Annotated in this window: 16 protein-coding genes and 2 pseudogenes; 9 read left to right on the top strand and 9 right to left on the bottom strand. The window is 63.2% G+C overall.

The window, feature by feature from the left end:
- Positions 1-47: 47 nt before the first annotated feature.
- Positions 48-1127 carry a glycosyltransferase family 4 protein gene (locus tag ACG873_RS26945; RefSeq protein WP_394888807.1) on the bottom strand — a complete coding sequence of 360 codons (1080 nt, stop codon included), beginning with the start codon at positions 1125-1127 and terminating at the stop codon, positions 48-50.
- A 302-nt stretch (positions 1128-1429) separates the two neighbouring features.
- On the opposite strand from ACG873_RS26945, the gene ligD reads away from it, so the two are divergent.
- The gene (gene ligD, locus ACG873_RS26950; protein ID WP_394888808.1) at positions 1430-4093 is read left to right on the top strand and encodes a DNA ligase D; all 2664 of its coding nucleotides are present in this window, start codon (positions 1430-1432) and stop codon (positions 4091-4093) included.
- A gap of 141 nt (positions 4094-4234) precedes the next feature.
- Positions 4235-4639, top strand: a complete 405-nt coding sequence (locus ACG873_RS26955) for a transcriptional repressor (protein ID WP_394888809.1) — start codon at positions 4235-4237, stop codon at positions 4637-4639.
- 102 nt (positions 4640-4741) lie between these two features.
- On the opposite strand, the gene polA is transcribed toward ACG873_RS26955, so the two are convergent.
- On the bottom strand, positions 4742-7708 hold the full coding sequence (gene polA, locus ACG873_RS26960; protein ID WP_394888810.1) for a DNA polymerase I: 2967 nt from the start codon (positions 7706-7708) through the stop codon (positions 4742-4744).
- Between the two features lie 399 nt (positions 7709-8107).
- Here polA and ACG873_RS26965 point away from each other — a divergent pair.
- From ACG873_RS26965 to ACG873_RS26975, 3 genes and pseudogenes are all read left to right on the top strand, one after another.
- A pseudogene (locus ACG873_RS26965) lies at positions 8108-9497 on the top strand (M20/M25/M40 family metallo-hydrolase).
- Between the two features lie 7 nt (positions 9498-9504).
- On the top strand, positions 9505-10122 hold the full coding sequence (locus ACG873_RS26970; protein ID WP_394888811.1) for a ribonuclease D: 618 nt from the start codon (positions 9505-9507) through the stop codon (positions 10120-10122).
- A 40-nt stretch (positions 10123-10162) separates the two neighbouring features.
- Positions 10163-10438: pseudogene (locus ACG873_RS26975) on the top strand (hypothetical protein); the annotation flags it as partial.
- On the opposite strand, the gene ACG873_RS26980 reads toward ACG873_RS26975, so the two are convergent.
- From ACG873_RS26980 to ACG873_RS26995, 4 genes are all read right to left on the bottom strand, one after another.
- Positions 10406-10762 (bottom strand): DUF190 domain-containing protein, encoded by a 357-nt coding sequence (locus ACG873_RS26980; protein WP_394888812.1) that lies wholly within the window; start codon positions 10760-10762, stop codon positions 10406-10408. The pseudogene ACG873_RS26975 and the gene ACG873_RS26980 overlap by 33 nt on opposite strands.
- A 3-nt stretch (positions 10763-10765) precedes the next feature.
- Positions 10766-11263 carry a fluoride efflux transporter CrcB gene (gene crcB / locus ACG873_RS26985; RefSeq protein ID WP_394888813.1) on the bottom strand — a complete coding sequence of 166 codons (498 nt, stop codon included), beginning with the start codon at positions 11261-11263 and terminating at the stop codon, positions 10766-10768.
- Positions 11260-11667, bottom strand: coding sequence for a fluoride efflux transporter CrcB (gene crcB, locus ACG873_RS26990; RefSeq protein ID WP_394888814.1), 408 nt, complete (start codon positions 11665-11667; stop codon positions 11260-11262). The genes crcB (ACG873_RS26985) and crcB (ACG873_RS26990) overlap by 4 nt, the downstream gene beginning before the upstream one ends.
- A 196-nt stretch (positions 11668-11863) precedes the next feature.
- On the bottom strand, positions 11864-13114 hold the full coding sequence (locus tag ACG873_RS26995) for an alpha/beta hydrolase (protein ID WP_394893726.1): 1251 nt from the start codon (positions 13112-13114) through the stop codon (positions 11864-11866).
- 520 nt (positions 13115-13634) lie between these two features.
- Between ACG873_RS26995 and ACG873_RS27000 the strand changes: the two genes are divergently transcribed.
- The 3 genes from ACG873_RS27000 (at position 13635) to ACG873_RS27010 (ending at position 17695) form a co-directional block, all read left to right on the top strand.
- Entirely contained in the window at positions 13635-14882 is a 1248-nt protein-coding gene (locus ACG873_RS27000) for a PQQ-dependent sugar dehydrogenase (RefSeq protein ID WP_394893727.1), read from the top strand.
- A gap of 68 nt (positions 14883-14950) precedes the next feature.
- On the top strand, positions 14951-15274 hold the full coding sequence (locus ACG873_RS27005; RefSeq protein WP_394888815.1) for a c-type cytochrome: 324 nt from the start codon (positions 14951-14953) through the stop codon (positions 15272-15274).
- Between the two features lie 267 nt (positions 15275-15541).
- Entirely contained in the window at positions 15542-17695 is a 2154-nt protein-coding gene (locus ACG873_RS27010; protein WP_394888816.1) for a mechanosensitive ion channel family protein, read from the top strand.
- Between the two features lie 76 nt (positions 17696-17771).
- Here ACG873_RS27010 and groL read toward each other — a convergent pair whose 3' ends face one another.
- From groL to ACG873_RS27025, 3 genes are all read right to left on the bottom strand, one after another.
- Positions 17772-19403, bottom strand: a complete 1632-nt coding sequence (gene groL / locus ACG873_RS27015; protein WP_394888817.1) for a chaperonin GroEL — start codon at positions 19401-19403, stop codon at positions 17772-17774.
- Positions 19404-19462: 59 nt separating this feature from the next.
- The gene (locus tag ACG873_RS27020) at positions 19463-19777 is read right to left on the bottom strand and encodes a co-chaperone GroES (RefSeq protein WP_394888818.1); all 315 of its coding nucleotides are present in this window, start codon (positions 19775-19777) and stop codon (positions 19463-19465) included.
- 272 nt (positions 19778-20049) lie between these two features.
- A complete protein-coding gene (locus tag ACG873_RS27025) occupies positions 20050-20742 on the bottom strand; it encodes a FadR/GntR family transcriptional regulator (protein ID WP_394893729.1) in 693 nt (230 codons plus the stop codon).
- 175 nt (positions 20743-20917) lie between these two features.
- Between ACG873_RS27025 and ACG873_RS27030 the strand changes: the two genes are divergently transcribed.
- Positions 20918-21913, top strand: a complete 996-nt coding sequence (locus ACG873_RS27030) for an ABC transporter substrate-binding protein (protein ID WP_394888819.1) — start codon at positions 20918-20920, stop codon at positions 21911-21913.
- Positions 21914-21919 lie beyond the last annotated feature (6 nt).

Raw genomic sequence — 21919 nt, forward strand, 5'->3', positions numbered from 1 at the left:
TCCACCATTTCCATCCGCGCCGCTCTGGCGACTTGCTTGTCTCGGAATCAGACGGCCGCCACGGCCCCAATTCTAGGCCCATCGGACGATCTGTCGAGCAGTCGCGCGTAGATGGCGACATAGTCGCTGGCCATTCGCATGGCCGAGAAGCGCTTTTCGAAAGCCGCACGCACCAGGCTCCGGTCGAGTTTTACCGCCTTGTCCACTGCGGCGACGGCCTCGTCGACCGTATCCACGATGTACCCGGTCACGCCTTGATCGACGATCTCGTGCATTGCGCCGCTGTTCCAGGCCACGACCGGAGTGCCGAACGCCATTGCCTCGATTACCACCAGCCCGAACGGTTCCGGCCAGTCGATCGGAAACAGCAGCGCCGAAGCGTTGCCGAGGAAATCCGCCTTCTGGTCCTCGCCGATCTCGCCCAGATATTCGATCGAGACGCCGTCGATCAGCGGCTCGACCATGTCGTGGAAATAGGCGCGGTCGTCATCTCCTACCTTGGCCGCCATCCTGAGCTTCATGCCGGAGCGGCGGGCGATCTCGATGGCCCGGTCGGGCCGCTTGTCGCGCGAAAGTCGGCCAAGGAATGCGAGATAGCCGCTCTCCGCCTCGCGTCGTGGGATCGGTTTGTAGAGATCGAGCGGCAGGCCGTGATGAACCGTTCCGACCCAGTTGGCTTCCGCCAGCGGCACCCGCTGGCGGTGCGAGATCGAGATCATCGGAAAGCGTGGCCAGCGGCGGTAGGCTCCGGGAAGGTCCTTGTAGTCGAGCCTTCCGTGCGGCGTGGTGACTGTTCTTTCCGGCATATGCTCGAAGAACGGGAAATGCAGGAAATGGCTCAGATGGAAATGGATGATGTCGAATTCGTCGGCCCGCCGGCGAACCTCGTCCAGCATGGCTAGGTGCGCCGCGATCTGCGATTTCAGCGGATACGGATCGAGCCGCAGCGCCTGGTCCCTGACGGGCACGAGCGTCGCGGTGGTCCTTGAATCGCCGCTGGCAAACAGCGTCACCTCGTGTCCGAGTTCCACCAGTCCGTCGATGAGGTATGTGATGATGCGCTCGGTTCCGCCATAATAACGCGGAGGCACGCTTTCAAACAGCGGCGCGACATGCGCAATTCTCATAAAACATTTCCTTTGAAATCCATCCTGTCCGCAGGGCGCGGTTCATCGCCCCACCAGACAGAAAGCCGGTTTCGCGGGGAAAGTTCCATGCCCGGCGCGTCGCATGCGGGCGGGCGACGAGACGCCGCGGGTCGCGACGCGTTGCTGGTTGGGGAGGAAGGCGACCGGCCGCATCTCGTCGGCGCCAAACCAGTGCGGGCGGACTTATGTTCCATCGCAGGCGCGCTCGCATGCCGGGCATTGCGAAAATCCGCGCCAGAAACCAAACTCATTCCATGGCGTTAGGTCATGCGGAGAGCTTGATGGCAGAGACGAAGCTTTCGAAATACCGGTCGAAGCGCGACTTCACCAAGACCGCCGAGCCGAGCGACGCGGCGGACGCGTCTCCGTCTCCGCGTCTCCGCTTCGTCATCCAGAAGCACGCCGCGACGCGGCTGCATTACGATCTGCGCCTCGAACTGGACGGCGTTTTCAAGTCCTGGGCGATCACACGCGGACCGTCGCTTGATCCGCATGACAAGCGCCTTGCGGTCGAGACGGAGGACCATCCGCTCGCCTATGGCGATTTCGAGGGCACTATCCCCAAAGGCCAGTATGGCGGCGGCACGGTGCAACTCTGGGATCGCGGCTACTGGAGCGTCGAAGGCCGCAAGACACCGGAGAAGGCGCTGGAATCCGGCGATCTGAAGTTCACGCTCGAAGGCAAGCGCCTGCATGGAAGCTGGGTTCTGGTGCGAATGAAGAGCGACCGCGACGGCGGTAAGCGCACCAACTGGCTGCTCATCAAGCATCGCGACGCTTTCGCGCGCGAAGGTGACGGCGAAGCGATCCTGAAGGAAGACCGTTCGGTCGCCTCGGGCCGCACCTTGGCGGAAATAGCCAAGGGCAAGGGCAAAGCGCCAAAGCCCTTCATGCTGGCCGGCGATGGCGCCGCGAGCCCGGACGCTGTCTGGAATTCCAACAGGGGCGATGACGAAAAACTTTCGCTCAAGCAGGAATTGCGAAAGCCGGTTACGCGCAAGCGCGGCAAGTCGGCCGCCATGCCCGATTTCATCGCGCCGCAGCTCTGCGAAACCGTAAGCCGCGCGCCGAGCGGGTCCGATTGGCTGCATGAGATAAAATTCGATGGCTATCGCATGCAGTTGCGCGTCGAAGACGGCCGCGCGGTGCTGAAGACGCGCAAGGGCCTCGACTGGAGCGGCAAGTTCGGCGCGATCGCCGCCGAAGGAGATGCGCTTCCCGACTGCATCATCGACGGCGAGATCGTCGCGCTGGACAGCTCCGGCAGGCCGGATTTCAGCGCGCTTCAGGCCGCCCTGTCCGAGCAGGATACAGGCGAACTGGTGTTCTTCGCCTTCGACCTTTTGTTTGAGGGATCGGAAGATTTGCGGCCGCTGCCGCTGACCGAGCGCAAGGCTCGGCTGCAGGAACTCTTGGACGGCAGCGCGGACGAGACGCCGCACATCCGCTTCGTCGAGCATTTCGAAGGCGACGGCGAGGCGGTGCTGCGCTCGGCGAGCAGCCTCGGCCTGGAAGGCATCATCTCCAAGAGGGCGGGCGCGCCTTACCAATCCGGGCGGACTACGAGCTGGACCAAGGCGAAAAGCCGGGAGGGTCAGGAAATCGTGATCGGCGGCTGGACGACGACCAACGGCAAGTTCCGGTCGCTGCTCGCCGGTGTTTTTCACGACGGCCATTTCGTCCATGTCGGCCGCGTCGGAACCGGCTTCGGCCGCGAGAAGGTCGAGAAGCTTTTGCCGAAACTGAAGGCTGTGGCGACGAAGAAATCCCCATTCACCGGCGCCAACGCGCCCGGCAAGGCCCCGAACATCAACTGGGCCAGGCCCGAACTGGTGGCCGAGATCCAGTTCGCAGGATGGACCGATGGTGGCCAGATCAGGCAGGCGGCGTTCAAGGGATTGCGCGAGGACAAGCCCGCCCGCGAGGTGAGGGCCGAAATGCCCGTGCCGGTCGAGCAGACGCAAGCCGCCGAACCGGAGACTAGCGCCAGGCAAGCGGCAAAGCCTGCCGGAGCGCGCGGCAAGGGAGGAAAGCCGATGGTGATGGGTGTCGCGATATCGAACCCGGACAAGGAGATGTGGCCCGACGCTGGCGACGGCGAGCCGGTGACCAAGCTCGACCTCGCCAACTATTTCGAAACTGTCGGGCCCTGGCTGATCGAGCACATCAGGGGGCGGCCGTGCTCCATCATCCGTGCGCCGGACGGGATCGGCGGCGAGCAGTTCTTCCAGCGCCACGCAATGCCCGGCACGTCGAAACTGCTCGAACTGGTCCCGGTCTTCGGTGACAAGAAGCCCTATCTGCAGATCGACCGCGTCGAAGGCCTCGCGGCCGTCGCCCAGATTGGTGCGCTGGAACTGCACCCGTGGAATTGCGAGCCCGGGAAACCCGAAGTGCCGGGCCGGCTGGTTTTCGACCTCGATCCGGGACCGGAGGTCGAATTCGCGGCCATCATAGAGGCGGCTCGCGAGATGCGCGAGCGCCTGGAAGCGCTCGGTATGGTCTCGTTCTGCAAGACCACCGGCGGCAAGGGCCTGCATGTGGTGACGCCGCTGAAGGCGCCGGCCAGGGGCGGCCCCGACTGGAAGGAAGCAAAAGCCTTCGCGCAAGAGGTCTGCAAGCAGATGGCGCGCGACAGCCCCGACCGTTATCTGGTCAACATGGCCAAGAAGCTGCGCACCGGCCGCATCTTCCTCGACTATCTCCGCAACGACCGCATGGCGACGGCTGTCGCGCCGCTGTCGCCGCGCGCGCGGCCCGGCGCCACCGTGTCGATGCCGCTGAACTGGGAGGAGGTGAAGCCGGGCCTCGACCCGAAGCGCTACACGCTACGCACCGCGCCGACGCTGCTCGCCAAGACCGCCGCCTGGAAGGATTACGGCGACGGCGAAAGGCCGCTGAAACCGGCCATCAAGCGGCTCGGCAAGGCGAAGGCGGCCGCATAAGGGCCGGCTGCCGTGCTCTCAGTGGGCGTTGCGTCAACGCCCGCTGGCAAAACCGGTCGTCAATCGCTATTTGCTGGAGAAATGACATCGCTTGCGCGCCGTGCGAAAATTCGGCGGCGCGTCGAAGGAACCGGAAGCATCATGGCAGGCAGGGACACGTTGACGAAAAACCAGTTGCGGGTGCTCGAAAAGCTCGAGGCCGCGACCGGGCCGCTCAGCGCCTATACGCTGCTCGACCAATTGCGCGAAAACGGCTTTCGCGCGCCGCTGCAGGTCTATCGCGCGCTCGACGGGCTGATGAATGCCGGCTTCGTGCACCGCCTCGAAAGCATGAACGCCTTCGTCGCCTGCGCCGAGCCTCACGATCACAGCCATCGCATGATCGCTTTCGCCATCTGCGACAAATGCGGCCAGGTGGCCGAGTTTTCGGACGAGACCGTTGGCAAGAGCCTCGACGCCTGGGTCGGCTCGACCGGCTTCGCCGCCAAGAAGGCGGTGATCGAGTTCCGCGGCACCTGCGCCGCCTGCGCGGCGGTGGCGGCTTAGCAGCTTAGTTCACGCCCAGGGCGCCGAGATTCAGGTCAGGCCGATCCGGAATCGAAGATGGGCACGCCGCGACCATTTGCAGGCCGGCAACCTGAATCCTAGCTAATGCGCCTCGTCCCAATTGTCGGCCGCCCTTGCATCCACCTGCAGCGGCACGGCCAGATTGACGGCCGGCATCGCGGCGCCCGCCATTACCTCGCGCACCACCGGCAGCGTCGCCTCGACCTCTGCCTCCGGCGCCTCGAAGATCAGTTCGTCGTGGACTTGCAGGAGCATGCGGGCCGAGAGCTTTGCTTCGGTGAGGGCGGCGTCCATGCGGATCATGGCGCGGCGGATGATGTCGGCGGCCGAGCCCTGGATCGGCGCGTTGATGGCGGCGCGTTCGTTGAAGGCGCGGTGCTGGGGGTTGGATGAGCGGATTTCCGGGTAGTGCGCCCGCCGCCCGAAGATCGTCTCGACATAGCCTTTTTCGCGGCAGGAGGCCTTCGTCGATTCCATATAGTCCCGGATGCCGGGAAAGCGCTCGAAATAGCGCTTGATGTAATCGCCAGCCTCCTCTCGCGGAATGGAAAGCTGGTTCGCAAGGCCGAAGGCCGAGATGCCGTAGATGATGCCGAAATTGATCGCCTTCGCGCGGCGGCGCACTTCGGAAGGCATACCGGCCACCGGCACGCCAAACATCTCGGAGGCCGTCATCGCGTGGATGTCGACACCGTCGGCAAAAGCCTGCGTGAGTTGCGGGATGTCGGCTATATGGGCGAGTACCCTGAGTTCGATCTGGCTGTAGTCCGCCGAAACCAGCTTGTTGCCCTTTTCGGCGATGAAGGCCGTCCTGATCCGGCGGCCCTCGGCCGTGCGGATCGGGATGTTCTGCAGGTTGGGTTCGGACGAGGAGATGCGCCCGGTCGGCGTCGAGGCCAGAGCATAGGAGGTATGGACGCGCCTGGTGGTGGGGTGGATGTAGTCGGGCAGGGCGTCCGTATAGGTCGACTTCAGCTTGGTCAGTTGCCGCCAGTCGACGATCTTTCGCGGCAGCTCGTAGCCTTCGGCGGCCAGCTCCTCAAGCAGTTGCGCGGTCGTCGACCATTGGCCGGACTTGGTCTTCGAACCGCGCGGCAGGCCCATGCGGCCGAACAGAATGTCGCCGAGCTGCTTTGGCGAGCCGATGGTGAAGCGTTCGCCGGCGACTGCGTATATCTCGTCCTCGAGTGCGGCTGCGCGCTGCGCCAGCTCGCCCGAAAGCCGGCTAAGCATCTGGCGGTCGACGGAAATGCCGCGCTGCTCCATCTTTGCCAGCACCGGCACCAGCGGCCGCTCCAGCCGCTCATAGACCGAGACCAGCCCGTTGGCGACAAGACGCGGCTTCAGCACGCGCCAGAGCCGCATCGCAAGGTCGGAGCCCTCGGTGGCATAGGTTGTCGCGCGCTCGATCTCGACGAAATCGAAGGTGACGAGGTTGCGGCCGGAGCCGACGACGTCCTTGAACGGGATCATGGCATGGCCGAGCCAGCGCTCAGCCAGCGCTTCGATACCGTGGCCGCCATTGCCCGCGTCGAGCACGTAGGAGATCAGCATCGTATCGTCGAAGGGCGCGATGTCGATGCCCAGCCGGTGCATCAGCAGCCAGTCATATTTGACGTTGTGACCGATCTTGAGCACCGACCTGTCGGCCAGCAGCGGATGCAGCGCCGCGAGGGCCTCGTCGAAGGATACCTGGTTCGGCGATCGGCCGCCGCCCAGCAAATCGCCTTCGCTGGAGCGGTGCGCTATCGGCACATAGGCGGCGCGGCCCGGCCGGATGGCGAGCGAGAAGCCGACCAGTCCTGCCTGCATCGGGTCGAGCGACGTGGTTTCCGTGCGAAACGCCGCGGCGCCTGCCTCGCGCGCCTCGGCGATCCAGGCCTGCAAGGTCGCGATGTCGCGGATGCACTCGTATTTCGCCCGGTCGATCTTGGCCGCCATGGCGGCCTCCGCGCGCGATTTGGCGAGCGCGGCGGGGGTAGCGCCCTCCCCCCTTGCGGGGGAGGTGGCGGAGGGGCCTGCCGAAGGTTGCGCGCCCTCGGTGCGCTGCGCAGCCTCCGCCTCCACAGGTAAGAGAACGCCCGCACCCACATCCGGCCCGTGCGCTTCGGCGCCTGTCTGCACGATGATCCGCGCCGCCTCGATCTCGTTCGGCTCCGCTCCTGTCGCCTCGGCAACGCGCCGCGTTAGCGATGAGAATTCCAATGCTTTCAGGAAGGAGATCAGTTTTGGCCCGTTCGGAGGCTGCAGCGCGAAATCGTCCAGCCCGTCGACCAGCGGCACGTCGTTCTTTAGCCGCACCAGTTCGCGCGAGATACGCGCCTTCTCGGCATTGTCGATGATCGACTGGCGGCGCTTGTCCTGCTTGATTTCGCCGGCTCGAGCCAGAAGCGTGTCGAGGTCTCCGAACTGTTCGATGAGCTGGGCGGCCGTCTTGGGACCGATACCCGGCACGCCGGGCACATTGTCGACCGAATCGCCGGTCAGCGCTTGCAGGTCGATCATCTTTGCGGGCGGCACGCCCCATTTCTCGATGACTTCGGGAACGCCGATCTGGCGGTCTTTCATCGGGTCGTACATGGACACGGTCGGGCCGACCAGTTGCATCAGGTCCTTGTCGGAGGAGATGATCGTCGTGTCGGCGCCCACCTCGCAGGCGAGCCGCGCATAGGTAGCGATCAGGTCGTCGGCCTCAAAACCGTCCATCTCGATGCAGGGCAGGTTGAAAGCCCTTGTCGCTTGCCGGATCAGGCCGAATTGCGGGATCAGGTCATCCGGCGGCGCCGTGCGGTTGGCCTTGTACTCGGCGTAAAGCTCGTTGCGGAAGGTTTTGGACGAATAATCGAAGATCACGGCGATATGCGTCGGCACGATGCCTACATCGGTGTTGCGCGCGTCCTGGGTGAGCTTCCAGACCATGTTGCAGAAGCCCAGCACCGCGCCGATCGGCAGCCCGTCCGATTTGCGGTTCAATGGAGGGAGCGCGTGGTAGGCTCGAAAGATGTAGCCGGAGCCGTCTACGAGGAAGAGGTGATCGCCTTTTTGCATGGCGCTAGCCCTAGCGCGGAGGTCCGAAACTGTCCACTTCGAAACATTCGGGCGCATGAATCCGGGTGCACGAAACTGACATTCCGCATCGATCACGCGTTTGTTACGAAACTGTAATGTTGTTGCCCTTGAATCACCACTTTCCGGTTTCCAAATGGTACGCATCGGCGATTTAGCCGAGTCCGGAGTAAGGCCCGTCCCCCGCCTAGACCGGACATAGCGGCAGCCTCATCCCCCTCTCCGGGCTGCCGCTCCATTTTGAAGCAAGCGCCGCCGTGGTTTCCCCCTCCGCCACGGCGGCATTTTTTTTGCCCGCCGGCAACTGCTGCACCAATCTTTCCGGGCTTTTCCTCTCCGTTCCGACACATTAGGGTGCGGCCAGATTCGAAAGGCCCTTGAATGCTGCCGCTATCCCCCGTCCTTGACCGCCTCGACCAGAACCTCCACGAGAGCATTGAACGCCTGTTCGGCCTGCTCCGCATCAAGTCGATCTCCACCGACCCTGCCCTACGCCGCTGAATGCCGCCGCGCCGCCGAATGGCTGGTCGCGGACCTGACTTCGATCGGCTTCGACGCCAGCGTGCGCTCCACGCCCGGCCACCCGATGGTCGTCGCCCATCATGACGGACCGACGCCGGATGCGCCGCATGTGCTTTTCTACGGCCATTACGACGTCCAGCCCGTCGATCCGCTCGAGCTTTGGGAGAGCGACCCCTTCGCCCCCGCGTTGAAGGACATCGGCGGCGGCCGCAAGATCATCACCGGCCGCGGCTCCTCGGACGACAAGGGCCAGCTGATGCTCTTCGTCGAGGCTTGCCGCGCCTACAAGCAGGTCCACGGCAAGCTGCCCTGCAAGGTCTCCATCCTGTTCGAAGGCGAGGAGGAATCGGGCTCGATCTCGCTAAAACCGTTCCTCGAGGCCAATGCGAACGAGCTGAAGGCGGATTTCGCGCTCGTCTGCGACACCGATATGCTGAACGAAGAGACGCCCTCGATCTGCACGTCGCTCCGCGGACTGGTTGGCGAAGAGATCACCGTGAAGGCAGCCAGCCGAGATCTCCATTCGGGAATGTACGGCGGGCCCGCAGCCAACCCGATCCGGGTGCTGGCAAAAATCCTTGCCGACATTCACGACGAGAACGGCAGAATCACCATTCCGGGCTTCTACGACGGGGTCGAAGAGACACCGTCCCAGGTGCTCAAGGCCTGGGAATTGCTGGGGACGACCGCCGAGAATTTCCTCGGGCCCGTCGGCCTGTCGCAACCGGCCGGCGAGAAGGGCCGTTCGGTACTCGAATTGGTGTGGGCGCGACCAACGGCGGAATTCAACGGCATAATCGGCGGCTACACCGGCAAGGGATTCAAGACCGTGATCGCGGCGGAAGCCTCGGCGAAAGTATCCTTCCGCCTCGTCCACAAGCAGGATCCGAAGAAAATACGCGCCGCTTTCAGGGCTTTCGTAGAAGAGCGCATCCCGGCCGACTGCTCGGTCAAATTCCACGAGCATGGCGGCTCGCCGGCGATACAGTTCTCATATGACTCGCCATTCCTGGCCAAAGCCAGGAACGCGCTGTCCGACGAATGGCCCAAGCCTGCCGTGATGATCGGCGGCGGCGGTTCGATCCCGGTGGTCGGCGATTTCCAGAACTATCTCGGCATGGAGTCGCTGCTCGTCGGCTTCGCATTGCCAGACGACCGCATCCACTCGCCCAACGAGAAATACGACCTGTCCTCCTTCCACAAGGGCCAGCGCTCCTGGGCCCGCATCCTCGACGCGCTGACCCAGTGAGGCCTTGATGACCATCCGCTTCCACAGAAACGACCTGCCTGACCTCGCGCATTACAATGTCGACGCCGTAGCCATCGACACCGAAACGCTGGGCCTCAAGCCGCACCGCGACCGGCTCTGCGTCGTGCAGATATCGCCCGGCGACGGTACCGCCGATGTGATCCAGATCGCCCCCGGCCAGACCCAGGCGCCCAATCTGGTCGCCCTCTTGCGCGACGCGAAGGTGACAAAGCTGTTCCACTACGGCCGTTTCGACCTGGCAGTGCTCTATCATGCCTTCGGCGCAATGGCCGAGCCGGTGTTCTGCACCAAGATCGCCTCGCGCCTTACCCGCACCTATACGGATCGGCACGGGCTGAAGGATATCTGCGCCGAACTCATCGGCGTGACCCTTTCCAAGGCGCAGCAATCCTCCGACTGGGCCGCCGAGACGCTGTCCCAGGAGCAGCTCGAATATGCCGCGTCGGACGTGCTCTATTTGCACCGGCTGCGCGACGTGCTGGCGGGAAGGCTCGCGCGGGAAAATCGCATCGAGGAAGCTGACGCCTGCTTCCGCTTCCTGGCGACGCGCGCGAAGCTCGACCTGCTCGGCTGGGACGAGGAAGACATCTTCGCGCACAGTTAGCGGTACGGGCAACCTAGGTTCACCTTAGGTCACGCAGCAATCAAGCAATGTCGACACCATCACCGACTTCACGGTCCTGGACGACACGATCAGGCTGGACGACGCGATCTTCGCCAGCATTGCCGGAACCGGCGTGCTGACCGCGGCGCAGTTCGCCGCCAACGCCACGGGCATGGCACAGGATGCCTCGGACCGCATCATCTACGAGACCGACACCGGCAGTTTGATCTACGACGAGAACAAAAGAGCGGCGCCCACGCGTGCCAAGGAAAAATGCCGTTGTTCATGGGGTTGCCTCGATCTGCCCGCCGCGTGAGCCGTATTGCAGCACCTGGACCTTTTCCAGCGTGATCAGGCCGCTGGTCATCATCGTGTCGAGCGTCGGCAGGAAAGCATTGATCTTGTCCTCGCTGTCGACGATCTCGATCACCAGCGGCAGGTCCTCCGATAGGCGGAGGATCTTTGTCGTGTGCAATCGGCTGGAATGGCCGAAGCCCATGCCTCCCCGCAGCACCGTTGCTCCGGCGAGGTGCATCTCGCGGGCCTTGAGCACGATCGCCTCGTAAAGCGGGCGGCCATCATTCCTGTCGTCCTCGCCGATGAGTATGCGCAGAAGCACCGCCTGCCTTGGTATTTGCATGGGTCAGACTCCTCCCAATCGGTTGAGACGCGACGCGAACATATGGCCGAGCCAGACGGCCCCGAGCCATGTGACGATGGAGACACCGATATTCAGTCCTGCCGCCGGCCAATTGCCGCTCTGCATGAGGAAAAGGGTTTCCAGACTGAACATCGAGAAGGTGGTAAAGCCGCCGAAGATCCCCGTCATGACGAACTGGCGCTGGCGCGTCCCGGCGAAGACGCGTCCGCCTGGTTCTGTAAGGGTGGCATAAAAGCCGATGGCGAAGGAGCCGAGAACGTTCACGAACAAGGTGCCCCAGGGAAAACCCGGGCCAAGATAGGCAAGCGCGGCCATCGAGGCGACAGCCCGCAGGACGCTGCCGATTACGGACCCGATAGAGACGGCCAGATAAAGGATGAAGGTATCGCGGGCCGCCCGCCGTCTGGCCCCGCCTTTCTGCTTCGCCTCCTTGTCAGGCAGCGCCCGCCTGCTAGGCCGCGCTTGGTCCAGTGGCTTCATGGCGCCCCGACCCCCAAAGCGACGAAGCCGGACACATATCCGAGGGCCACCGCGGCCAGGCAGAGGGCAAGGGACAGGATCACGTTTCCACCGGCACGCATGATCTGACCGTCGCGGACGAGCATGAGCGTCTGCAAGCTGAAGGAGGAGACGGTCGTGTAGCTGCCGAGGAACCCGGTGACGGCGAACTGCCATGCGACAGGCATCGGAAAAAAGTCTTCGCCGACCGTACCGGCTGAAATCAAACCGACTGCAAAGGCGCCAGTGATGTTGACGACCATCGTGCCCCAGGGAAAGGTCTCGCCGATGTGGCGACCGACGAAGCCGGACACGAAATAGCGTGCCGGGCCTCCCAGGATGCTGCCGAGCGCGACCCACGCCAAGCCCTGAAGGACGTCCTGCATGCCCGTCTGCCTCCAAGCAATCTTTTAAGGTCATCTTGCCCGAGGGCCGGCGAGGTCCCTTGACCGTATTTCCAAGTCGATGCCTGCGAGCAGCGCATGCACGCGAGCGGCCCCGAGCCGGATGGCCGCAGCCAGCACCATTGCTGCCAGGCTCATCGGGAGTGCCGTGCGCATATAAAGCCCGTCCATCGTCGATCTACCGGTCGCATCCATTCGTTTTGTTGGCGCCGCAATCATTGCTGGCCGTACTGCGACCAGCATGCCCGACAGGCACAGTTGCACCCAGCGCCCCAACGTGACTGGCGTAGTTATCCCGCGTATTTTGGTCGAGTACGGCGACAGGAGCGGCAATAACCAGCCCCGCCGTGGTGCCGGCCGCAGCCGCGACGCCCGCCGTCGCGGTCACGATGTGGTCGCCGAGGCCCAGACGATTGTCGGTCAAAGTCTGGCCGCTCGATAGGCGGGTGCCGATGAGCTGGACGATCTCGGGGGACTCGGCGAATTTGCTATGATGGAGATCGCCGCCCGCCTCGATCTTGGTGAGATCGATGACGGATATGTTGTTGGACGCGAGCTCGGTCTTGTATGGCTCCTGTTCCGGGTCGATTGATCCCAACCGGGCGACATTGCCCCAAACGCGTCGAGACACCGCCAAAGCGCGGTCGTCGCGCGAGACAAAAAGCGTGAATTGCGGGCGAGGTGTTCCCATGTCGGCGATCTGCGATCGGAAGACATCGACATCGACGTCAGGCGCTGCGAGCATCACGTTCTTGAATTTGGGCGGAAGATTGCCGTTGCGAATCGCCATCTGACGCAGCGATTCAAGTGCAAGCCAGTTTCCCATCGAGTGGGCCAGAACCGAAACCTCTTTGACGTCGGGATCACGCGCCAGATACTGAAACAGGTTCTCCAATGCGTTGCGCGTGTAGTTGGTGCTTTCGCGGTCGTAGCCATAGGCGAGCAGACTGCCCCGCGACGGCCAGGTGACCAGCACGGGAACACTGTTCGCTCCTGAATCATGGACAATTTGCGCGAAGCGATAGACCGCGTCCTCGAACCGGTTGTTGAAGCCGTGAACGAAGACGAGCACGCTGCGGCCGGAACTCTTCGCAACGGACTTGCTGAGCCAGCTTTCCGCTCTTTCCCGGCTGACTTCCTCGGCTCTCAGCGTCGCGAAATCGGTCGCCGGATCGGGCGGCAGTTTCCGCGGCCAGGCGACCTCGCCCACCTTGCGAACATTGTCAGGCGGTATCGACACAGTGATTTCAGCGAAGGCCGGCGCGGCCCCGCGTTCGCCGCTGAACATTTCGCCGGGGTTCGACGCACGGCCGCGGGTCGTGGCGACGAGCATTTCGACGCTGCTGGCGGATGGTGACGTATCCGCCACCGGCGACAGCACGCCGGTCGGCCGGCTGGCGCATCCGGCGAGAATGACCAGCGCCGACATGGCGAGAAACCAGAACAAATGCGGCGGCCGTTTTAGGCGAGCGGTAAAGCTTTCAATCGACATAGACGACGACATAGCTGGCCCCCGATGGCTGGTAGTTGTCCCGCCGCATCGCCAGACAAGCGTGCCGTAGACCGTCACCCGCGCGCACCCGGCAGGCAACGCTGAAGCTGGCGCCGTTGAGCGACGGCGCCGTGTCCAGTTTCCGAACTCTACCGAATAACCCCGGCCTTGTCTGCCGATTCGTCGCGAGGCGCTGGATATCCCACGACGCATGATCGCGGCGCGCCCCCGATAATATCGGTATTCGGCAAGGCAACAAATTATGCGGCAGCAGCAAACCAGCTGCAATCCCAAGTGATTGTCAGGCTTGTTGATCTATGCAATGTTTTTGGGGTCTTGAGGCAGACTGGCAGACCCTATTCTCGGTGCCGGAAATCTCAAATAATGCAACCGCCCGCGACGTAGTGTCTGGCCACTCGAGGTGCCTCAATTGGCCACTTGGGAGGAGGATACCGTGATCAAGAAACTTGCTTTCGTTTTGTCATGCGCTGGCGTCTTTTGCGTAGCGTCCGCCTTTGCGCAGGACACCAATCTCGAGAAACTTGGCGGCTTCAAGACTACCGGCACGCCGATGATGGAGCCAATTCCGCAGACCGGCGAAAACGCCGAAGCCCTCAAAGCCATCGCTGCGAAAATCAAGGTTCCGGACGGCTTCAAGATCGGCCTTTATGCCATCGTTCCCGATGCGCGCCATATGGCGGTGGGGCCACAGGGTGTGGTGACGTTCGTCGGCACCCGCAAAGAGCTGGTCTATTCGATGACCGACCGCAACAAGGATCGCGTCGCCGATGATGTGAAGGTTTTCGCGCCTTCGATCAAAATGGCAGTGCCGAACGGCGTTTGTTTCTCGCGAGATGGCCACCTCTATCTCGCCGAACAAAACCGCGTGCTATGGTTCCCGGCCGCCGAATTCTTCTATGAAGGCCCGGATGTCGCGGCGTTCGACATCGTGAAGCAGGGCGAGCTTATCCCGGCATCCGACGAGAGCTTCAATCACACGGCCAGAACCTGCCGCGTTGGGCCGGATGGCCGCATCTATATTACCATCGGCCAGCCCTTCAACGTGCCGGCGCCCGAAATACTCCCTGAATTCGAGAAGCTGGGTATCGGCGGCATCATCAGCATGAAGCAGGACGGTACCGATCGGAAGATCCATTCGCGAGGAATGCGCAACCCGCTCGGTCTCGATTTCAATCCAAAGGACAAGACGCTCTGGGTGAACGACAACCAGGTCGACGGCATGGGCGACACCATCCCGCCGGGCGAAATGAACCGTGTAACCGGGCCGGACCAGAATTTTGGCTTCCCCTGGTATGGCGGCGGCAAGACCCGTACCGTCGAGTACAAGGATGCCACGGTGCCCGAAGGCGTGATCTTCCCTGAGGTCGAGCAGGACGCTCACGCGGCCGACCTCGGCCTGTCGTTCTATACCGGCAAGCAATTCCCCGAGAAATACCGGGGTGGAATCTTCTCGACCCAGCACGGTTCCTGGAATCGCGTGGACCCGGTGGGCGCTCGGGTAATGTTCACCGCGCTCAAGGAGGACGGCACGGCGGCCAAGACGGAAGTGTTCGCAGAAGGCTGGCTGAACGAGAACGGCGAGTATCTCGGCCGTCCCGTCGACGTGCAGATGCTCAATGACGGTTCGTTGCTGGTGTCCGACGATCTGGCTGGGGCGGTCTGGCGTATTTCCTACGGCGATTAAATGGACTTCGCCATGCGGCGGGCTTCTGCCTGCCGCATGCTCATTTCCCTATGGACAAGGAGTTTGAGGTGCGGGGCTTTGTCGTAAGTCTGGCTGCTTTCTTTGCCTGTTCGACCGCTGCGGAAGCGGCAGGTGATGCCGTTTCCGGCAAAAAGGTCATGCTGAAGTGCCAGGTTTGCCATGGCAAGGATGGCCTCGCCAAGCTGCCCGATGCGCCGAACATAGCTGGCCAGAAGGAGGCTTATCTCTTCAAGGCGCTGATGGCCTTCAAGGCCGGCGAGCGCAAGAACGAGCAGATGACGATCGTGGTCAAGGGCCTGAGCGACGAGGATATAGCGAACGTCGCCGCCTACTACTCATCGATCAAGATCACCGTTCAGGTTCCGCCATAAGTCAATCCTTGCCATTGCCTAGACCGCGACCGTATCCCACCGTTCACCCGAAAGTTTCGCGTGACATCGCAAGCGGTGCGCAATCCGAAACGTCGCCATTCCCCGCACGGCTGCGATAAATGCCGCGGGACAGAAATGCTGCGTCCCTGTTTTTAAGCGGGATTTTTCACTGCAACCGCCGTAGCATGGTGCAAGTTGTGGACGAGATGCCCAGACAGCTCTCCCATCCAGGCGCGAGTCGCTAAGTGAATACCGCGGGAGGACGGCATGAGCGCGAATATATTCAGGTTGAAGCTGCCCTTATCCGCGATGCGCTGGATAGCGGCGCTGTCATTGGTCTGGCTGACGGTGCTGGGCGGCGCGTCATTTGCGCAGAGCGAACAGCCCGCGGCGGCTCCGCCCAGCGAGAAGATCCAGGAACTGATCCGGCTTCTGGACGATCCCGAGGTCCGCGCTACGCTGGAAGCCGCACGAGCACCAGCCGCCGCCAATCCGGACGCGCCGGCTGCGGAGGAGATCGCAGCCTGGGAAAGCGGCATACGCAAGCATTTCGTCGACATGCGAAACGCACTTCCGCGCATACCAGTCGAGGTCGCCAACGCGATGCTGATCGTGCGGACGCAGATCAACAACGATGGCTACGGCACCGTCCTCGTCCTGTTCGCCGGTTTGCTTGCGCTCGGCTTCGGCGCGGAATGGCTGTTCAGGCGGACGGTATTGGGAAGGCGGCAAAGCGGCGATGGGAAACCGTACAGGGCGGAGCCGGCGCGCCGTGTAAACCTTGCCGCCAGCCTGCTTTCAGAGATCGCGCCGGTATTCGTGTTCGCCCTCGTCAGCGTCGGCGTCTTCCTGGCCTTCTCCTGGGCTCCCTTGCTGCGCCTCGTCGTTCTTACATTTCTGGTCGCATTCATAATCGCGCGGCTGGTCATCGCGATCGGTCGCATCCTGCTTCGCCCCCATGCCGCTGCCGGCGAGGCAGAGCCCGGCGAGTCCGCCAGACTGATTTCAATGAACGATGCCGAGGCGCACTTCTGGTTCCGGCGCCTTGTTGTCTTCATCGGTTACGTCATGGCTGGCTGGGCCGTACTCAGCCTTCTTCCGATGCTGGGTTTTTCGCCGGATGTGAAAACGCTTCTCTCCTATCTGGCCGGGATCGGCCTGCTGCTGCTTGCGATCGAAGTGGTATGGCGTCGCCCGGGCGGCCTGCCGGCGACACAGGGCGTCCACACGCGAAACTGGCTGCTCAGCATCTACCTGATCGTTCTGTGGGGGCTTTGGGCCGCCGGCCTGAACGGCCTCTTGTGGCTTGGCGTTTACGCCCTGCTGCTGCCCCTCCTGTTGTCCGTGACGGGCCAGGCGGCGCAGTCCGTCGCGGAACGGCAGGGCGCCGCCGGCACGGCGAATTCGTTCCGGACCGTGCTGATGGTGCGCGGCGCGCGTGCGCTGGTGATCCTGCTCGCCGTGCTATGGCTCGGCCTGATCTGGCGCCTTAACCCCAATGCCCTGACCGAAGGCGATTCGCCCACCAGCCGGATCCTGCGCGGCCTGCTGCACGGCGTCGTGATCCTCCTCGTCGCCGATCTCCTCTGGCACCTTGCAAAAGCCTATATCGCCCGAAAGCTCGAAGGGGCGACCGTGGACGGAACGGTCAGCCCGGAGGAGGCGGCGCGCCGGGGCCGCCTGCGCACATTACTGCCCATCTTCCGCAACCTTCTGGGAGCCGTGCTCGGAACTGTGGCGGTGCTCACCGTCCTGTCCGGGCTCGGGGTGCAGATAGGGCCGCTGATCGCCGGCGCCGGTATATTCGGCGTGGCGCTCGGATTCGGCTCGCAGACGTTGGTCAAGGACGTTCTCAGCGGCGTATTCTACATGCTGGACGATGCGTTCCGCGTCGGAGAATACATCGAAAGCGGCAGCTACAAGGGGACAGTGGAATCGTTCAGCCTGCGCTCTGTCAAGCTGCGCCACCACCGCGGTCCGGTGTTCACGGTGCCGTTCGGCTCGCTCGGCGCGGTGCAGAACATGAGCCGCGACTGGGTCATCGACAAGTTCAGGATACGCGTGCCGTTCGACACCGACATCGCCAAGGTGAAAAAGCTGCTCAAGGGCATCGGGGCCGAGTTGAAGGCGGATCCGGAACTGGGGCCCGAAATCCTCGAGACGGTGAAGATGAAGGGCGTCGAGGAGATCGGCGATTTCGGCATCCAGCTGAGCTTCGCCTTCATGGCCAAGCCCGGGCACCAGTCAGTCGTGCGGCGGCGTGCTTACACCATGATCCAGCAGGCATTCGCTGCGAACGGCATCCAGTTCGCACAGCCGACCGTCCAGGTGGGAGGCGACGACAAGCAGGCCGCCGCTGCCGCGGCGACCGCCAGCGCGCTGGCGCGCAAACCCCCGGTCGAGGTCGTGGCGGATAGGTGATGCGGCGACCGATACCGGCGCCTGCGGGGATGGCCCAGCATGCCCGCGCCAGCAGGGCGCGGGTATCTTCGGCGGGCTAGAAGTCCATGCCGCCGCCGGCAGGCATCGGCGGAGCCGAGGCTTCCTTCTTCGGCTTCTCGGCGACCATCGCCTCCGTGGTCACCAGCAGGCCGGCGATGGAAGCCGCATCCTGCAGCGCCGTGCGGACCACCTTGGCCGGATCGATGACGCCCTGGCTATAGAGGTCTCCGAACTCATTGGTCTGCGCATTCCAGCCGTAAGAGAACTCGGCGTTCTCGCGCAGTTTGCCGACGATGATAGAGCCTTCGGCCCCGGCATTCTCGGCGATCTGGCGGACAGGCGATTCGATCGCCTTCCGCACGATCTCGACGCCGGTCTTCTGGTCGGGATTGTCCACAGTCACGCTGTCCAGTGCTTTGGCCGCGCGCAGCAGCGCCACGCCGCCGCCAGGCAGCACGCCTTCCTCGACGGCCGCGCGGGTGGCATGCAGCGCGTCGTCGACACGGTCCTTTCGCTCCTTGACCTCAATCTCGGTCGAGCCGCCCACGCGGATCACGGCAACGCCGCCCGCAAGCTTGGCGAGCCGCTCCTGCAGCTTTTCGCGGTCGTAATCCGAGGTCGTCTCCTCGACCTGCGCCCTGATCTGGCTAACCCGGCCCTGGATTTCGGTCTTGGAGCCGGCGCCGTCGACGATCGTGGTGTTTTCCTTCTCGACGACGACTTTCTTGGCGCGGCCGAGCATCTCCAGCGTCACGTTCTCGAGCTTGATGCCCAAATCCTCGCTGATCGCCGTGCCGCCGGTGAGGATGGCAATGTCCTCGAGCATGGCCTTGCGACGGTCACCGAAGCCCGGCGCCTTGACGGCCGCGACCTTGAGGCCGCCGCGCAGCTTGTTGACGACCAGCGTGGCCAGAGCCTCGCCCTCGACATCCTCGGCGATGATCAGCAGCGGCTTGCTGGACTGGACCACCGCCTCCAGCACGGGAAGCAGCGCCTGCAAATTCGACAATTTCTTCTCATGGATCAGCACATATGGCTCTTCCAGATCGACGCGCATCTTGTCCTGGTTGGTGATGAAGTAGGGCGAGAGGTAGCCGCGGTCGAACTGCATGCCTTCCACGATTTCGAGCTCGGTCTCGGCGGTCTTGGCTTCCTCGACGGTGATGACGCCTTCATTGCCGACCTTCTGCATCGCCTCGGCAAGGAACCGGCCGATTTCGGTATCGCCATTGGCCGAAATGGTGCCGACCTGCGCGATCTCGTCATTCTTGGTGACTTTGCGGGCGTTGGCCTTGAGCTCGGCGACCACGGCCTCCACGGCCTTGTCGATGCCGCGTTTCAGATCCATAGGGTTCATGCCGGCGGCAACGGCCTTCGCGCCTTCCCTGACGATCGCTTGAGCCAGTATGGTCGCGGTGGTCGTTCCGTCGCCGGCGATGTCGCTGGTCTTTGAAGCGACTTCGCGGACCAGTTGCGCGCCCATGTTCTCGAACTTGTCCTCAAGCTCGATTTCCTTGGCGACGGTGACGCCGTCCTTGGTGATGCGCGGGGCGCCGAACGACTTGTCCATGACGACATTGCGGCCCTTCGGGCCAAGCGTCACCTTGACGGCGTTGGCAAGAATGTCGACGCCGCGCAGCATTTTCTCGCGCGCGTCGGTGTGGAATTTCACTTCCTTGGCAGCCATTGGATCACTCCTTCAATTAGGCAGCTTTCATTGACTGGTTGGTTCGCCGTCAGAGACCGTCAGGCGGCGCTCTTCATTTCAGCTGTCTTTTCGATCACCCCCATCACGTCGCTTTCCTTCATGATGAGCAGATCCTCGCCATTCAGCTTGATCTCGGTGCCGGACCATTTGCCGAACAGGATACGGTCTCCGACCTTCACATCGAGCGGCTGAAGCTGCCCAGCTTCGTTGCGCGCGCCGGGTCCGGCGGCGATGACTTCGCCTTCCTGCGGCTTTTCCTTGGCGGTGTCGGGAATGATGATGCCTCCAGCCGTCTTTTCGTCGACCTCGACGCGGCGGACCAGGATACGGTCATGCAATGGACGGAACGTCATGTTGTTCTCCTCATGGACAAACAGACCGAGATTCCTGCGCCAGACCGGCAATATCGGTCGGCGCGAGGAGCTGCGACCCTTATTCAGGCATCGCGCAAATATCGAATTAGTTTGGAAATTTTCAGGTTCAATAGGGACAAACAGAAATTTTGGCACTCGCACCGTGCGAGTGCCAACGCACCATCGCAGCGCCCCGAAATCAAAGGGAGCCGGTTAGCCATTGCGGGGCCAACCGCTTCCGCACCGGCGGAATTCAACGGACTTATTCGGCCTTATTCGGCGGCCTCGCGCACGGGGATCAGGCGCCGCCCAACCTGCTGCAGATGCAAGCGCATGGCCGCGGCCGCGCCGCCGAGGTCGCGGTCGGCGATAGCCTCTACGATGCGCTCATGGTCGGCGAAGCTGTGGTGGTCGGCCGGCGGCCGCGCGCCATCGGAGCGAAGCCGGCCCCACACGACGGTGCGGCGCACTGCGTTCAGGACGTCGAACAGGCCGAGCAGCACATTGTTGCGGCTCGCCTGCGCGATCTGCCGGTGGAGCAGGTTGTCGAAATTCTCGTACTGCCGCCAGGTGGCGGCTTCGCGCGTCTGCGCCAGCGATTGCCGCATCGCGGCGATATCGGAGAGCGTGGCGTGAAGTGCGGCCTCGCGCGCGATCTCCGGCTCGATGATCAGGCGCGCGCGCATCACGTCGGCCGGGTTGGTGCGGCCGGCGATCTCGGAAATGCCGATCGTCTCCTCGACCGGGCCGCTGCCGACGAAGGTGCCTTTGCCGACGTGGCGCCAGATGCGGCCGTCCTTCTCCAGCACTGCCAGCGCCTTGCGCAGATCGCCGCGCGACACGCCGAGGCTCTCGCACAGTTCCCGCTCCGAAGGCAGCCGGCTTTCGCCCGAAAGGTCCATCTGCGCGAGATAAGCCTGAAGCTGCACCAACGCGGCATGGCCGCCATTCCCGCCAACATCCATCGATTTAACCAATTCGCGCATTGATTCCCATTGCTGGTGTTAAGACGATTGGTCCAAGGCGTCAATATCCAGAACTTGCGTTGTTGCAGGCGGATTACGACAGATTCATCCTTGACCAATTCCCGCCGGAGGCTTAACCAATACCAATATTGGTTACAAAACGGGAGGAATAAAAATGGCCAGCCTGTCCAGACGTACCATCCTTGCAACGGTCTTCGCCGCGGCCCTGGGAAGCGCGGCGCCGCTGTCGGCGGCAAGCGCCGGCGACATGCGCATCGCGTTCGGCGATCTGCCCGGCATAGAATCCATCCAGACGCTGGCCGCGATCGAGCGCGCCAAGGAGCGCGGCGTCAACGTCGAACTGATCATCCTCAACGACGAAGATCTGGCGACCCAGGCGATCGTTGGCGGCCAAGCCGATGTCGGCATCGGTGCGCCCTATACGCTGATCCAGAAGGTCGGCGTTCCGATCCGCATCTTCGCGCAGATTTCCACGCAGCGCTTCTTCCCGGTGGTCAACGCCGAATTCTACAAGACGTGGAAGGACCTGGACGGACAGGAAGTCGCAGTGCAGGGACGCGGCTCCGGCACCGAGGCCGTCATGAAGCTGATGGCGAAGAACAACGGCATCACGCTCGGCGCGATCAGCTACGTTCCCGGCTCGGAGGTGCGGCGCAACGCGCTGCTGCAAGGAACGCTGAAAGCCTCGATCGTCGATGCGGCCAACCGGCGCGCGCTCGAAGCGGAGGCGCCCGGCAAGTTCATCGTGCTGCCGGTCGAAAACGTCAGCGCATCGGACGAGACGGTGTTCGCCACGGCCGAGTATCTCAAGAACGGCGCCGCAGACGTTGACATTCTGGTCGAGGAGCTGATCAAGACCGGACGCGAGATCACCGAAAATCCCGCCGTCGCGGTGGAACTTCGCAACAAGTACAAGCTTCTGCCGGATCTTGGGGCGGAAGCCGATACGGAAATCACCGAATACTACAAGGAGACGGCGGAGGCCGGCGCGCTCGCGCTTAACGGCGGCGGCGCAGAGGCGGCGGCCGGCGACTTCGCCTTCTTCACCGCGGCAGGCCAGATCGAGGGCGATCCCGCCACCCTCAAGATCGAGGATTTCTGGGACCTCGGGCCAGTCGATCGCGCCGTCGCCAAGCTTGGCAAGAAATAGGCGGCC

The organism is Allomesorhizobium aridi (assembly GCF_043769475.1).
Taxonomy (GTDB): domain Bacteria; phylum Pseudomonadota; class Alphaproteobacteria; order Rhizobiales; family Rhizobiaceae; genus Allomesorhizobium.

Bases quoted from the DNA above. Each gene is read 5' to 3' on its own strand.
- ACG873_RS26945 (WP_394888807.1), bottom strand. From the start codon at position 1,127: ATGAGAATTGCGCATGTCGCGCCGCTGTTTGAAAGCGTGCCTCCGCGT.
- ligD (WP_394888808.1), top strand. From the start codon at position 1,430: ATGGCAGAGACGAAGCTTTCGAAATACCGGTCGAAGCGCGACTTCACC.
- ACG873_RS26955 (WP_394888809.1), top strand. From the start codon at position 4,235: ATGGCAGGCAGGGACACGTTGACGAAAAACCAGTTGCGGGTGCTCGAA.
- polA (WP_394888810.1), bottom strand. From the start codon at position 7,708: ATGCAAAAAGGCGATCACCTCTTCCTCGTAGACGGCTCCGGCTACATC.
- ACG873_RS26970 (WP_394888811.1), top strand. From the start codon at position 9,505: ATGACCATCCGCTTCCACAGAAACGACCTGCCTGACCTCGCGCATTAC.
- ACG873_RS26980 (WP_394888812.1), bottom strand. From the start codon at position 10,762: ATGCAAATACCAAGGCAGGCGGTGCTTCTGCGCATACTCATCGGCGAG.
- crcB (WP_394888813.1), bottom strand. From the start codon at position 11,263: ATGAAGCCACTGGACCAAGCGCGGCCTAGCAGGCGGGCGCTGCCTGAC.
- crcB (WP_394888814.1), bottom strand. From the start codon at position 11,667: ATGCAGGACGTCCTTCAGGGCTTGGCGTGGGTCGCGCTCGGCAGCATC.
- ACG873_RS26995 (WP_394893726.1), bottom strand. From the start codon at position 13,114: ATGTCGGCGCTGGTCATTCTCGCCGGATGCGCCAGCCGGCCGACCGGC.
- ACG873_RS27010 (WP_394888816.1), top strand. From the start codon at position 15,542: ATGAGCGCGAATATATTCAGGTTGAAGCTGCCCTTATCCGCGATGCGC.
- groL (WP_394888817.1), bottom strand. From the start codon at position 19,403: ATGGCTGCCAAGGAAGTGAAATTCCACACCGACGCGCGCGAGAAAATG.
- ACG873_RS27020 (WP_394888818.1), bottom strand. From the start codon at position 19,777: ATGACGTTCCGTCCATTGCATGACCGTATCCTGGTCCGCCGCGTCGAG.
- ACG873_RS27025 (WP_394893729.1), bottom strand. From the start codon at position 20,742: ATGGATGTTGGCGGGAATGGCGGCCATGCCGCGTTGGTGCAGCTTCAG.
- ACG873_RS27030 (WP_394888819.1), top strand. From the start codon at position 20,918: ATGGCCAGCCTGTCCAGACGTACCATCCTTGCAACGGTCTTCGCCGCG.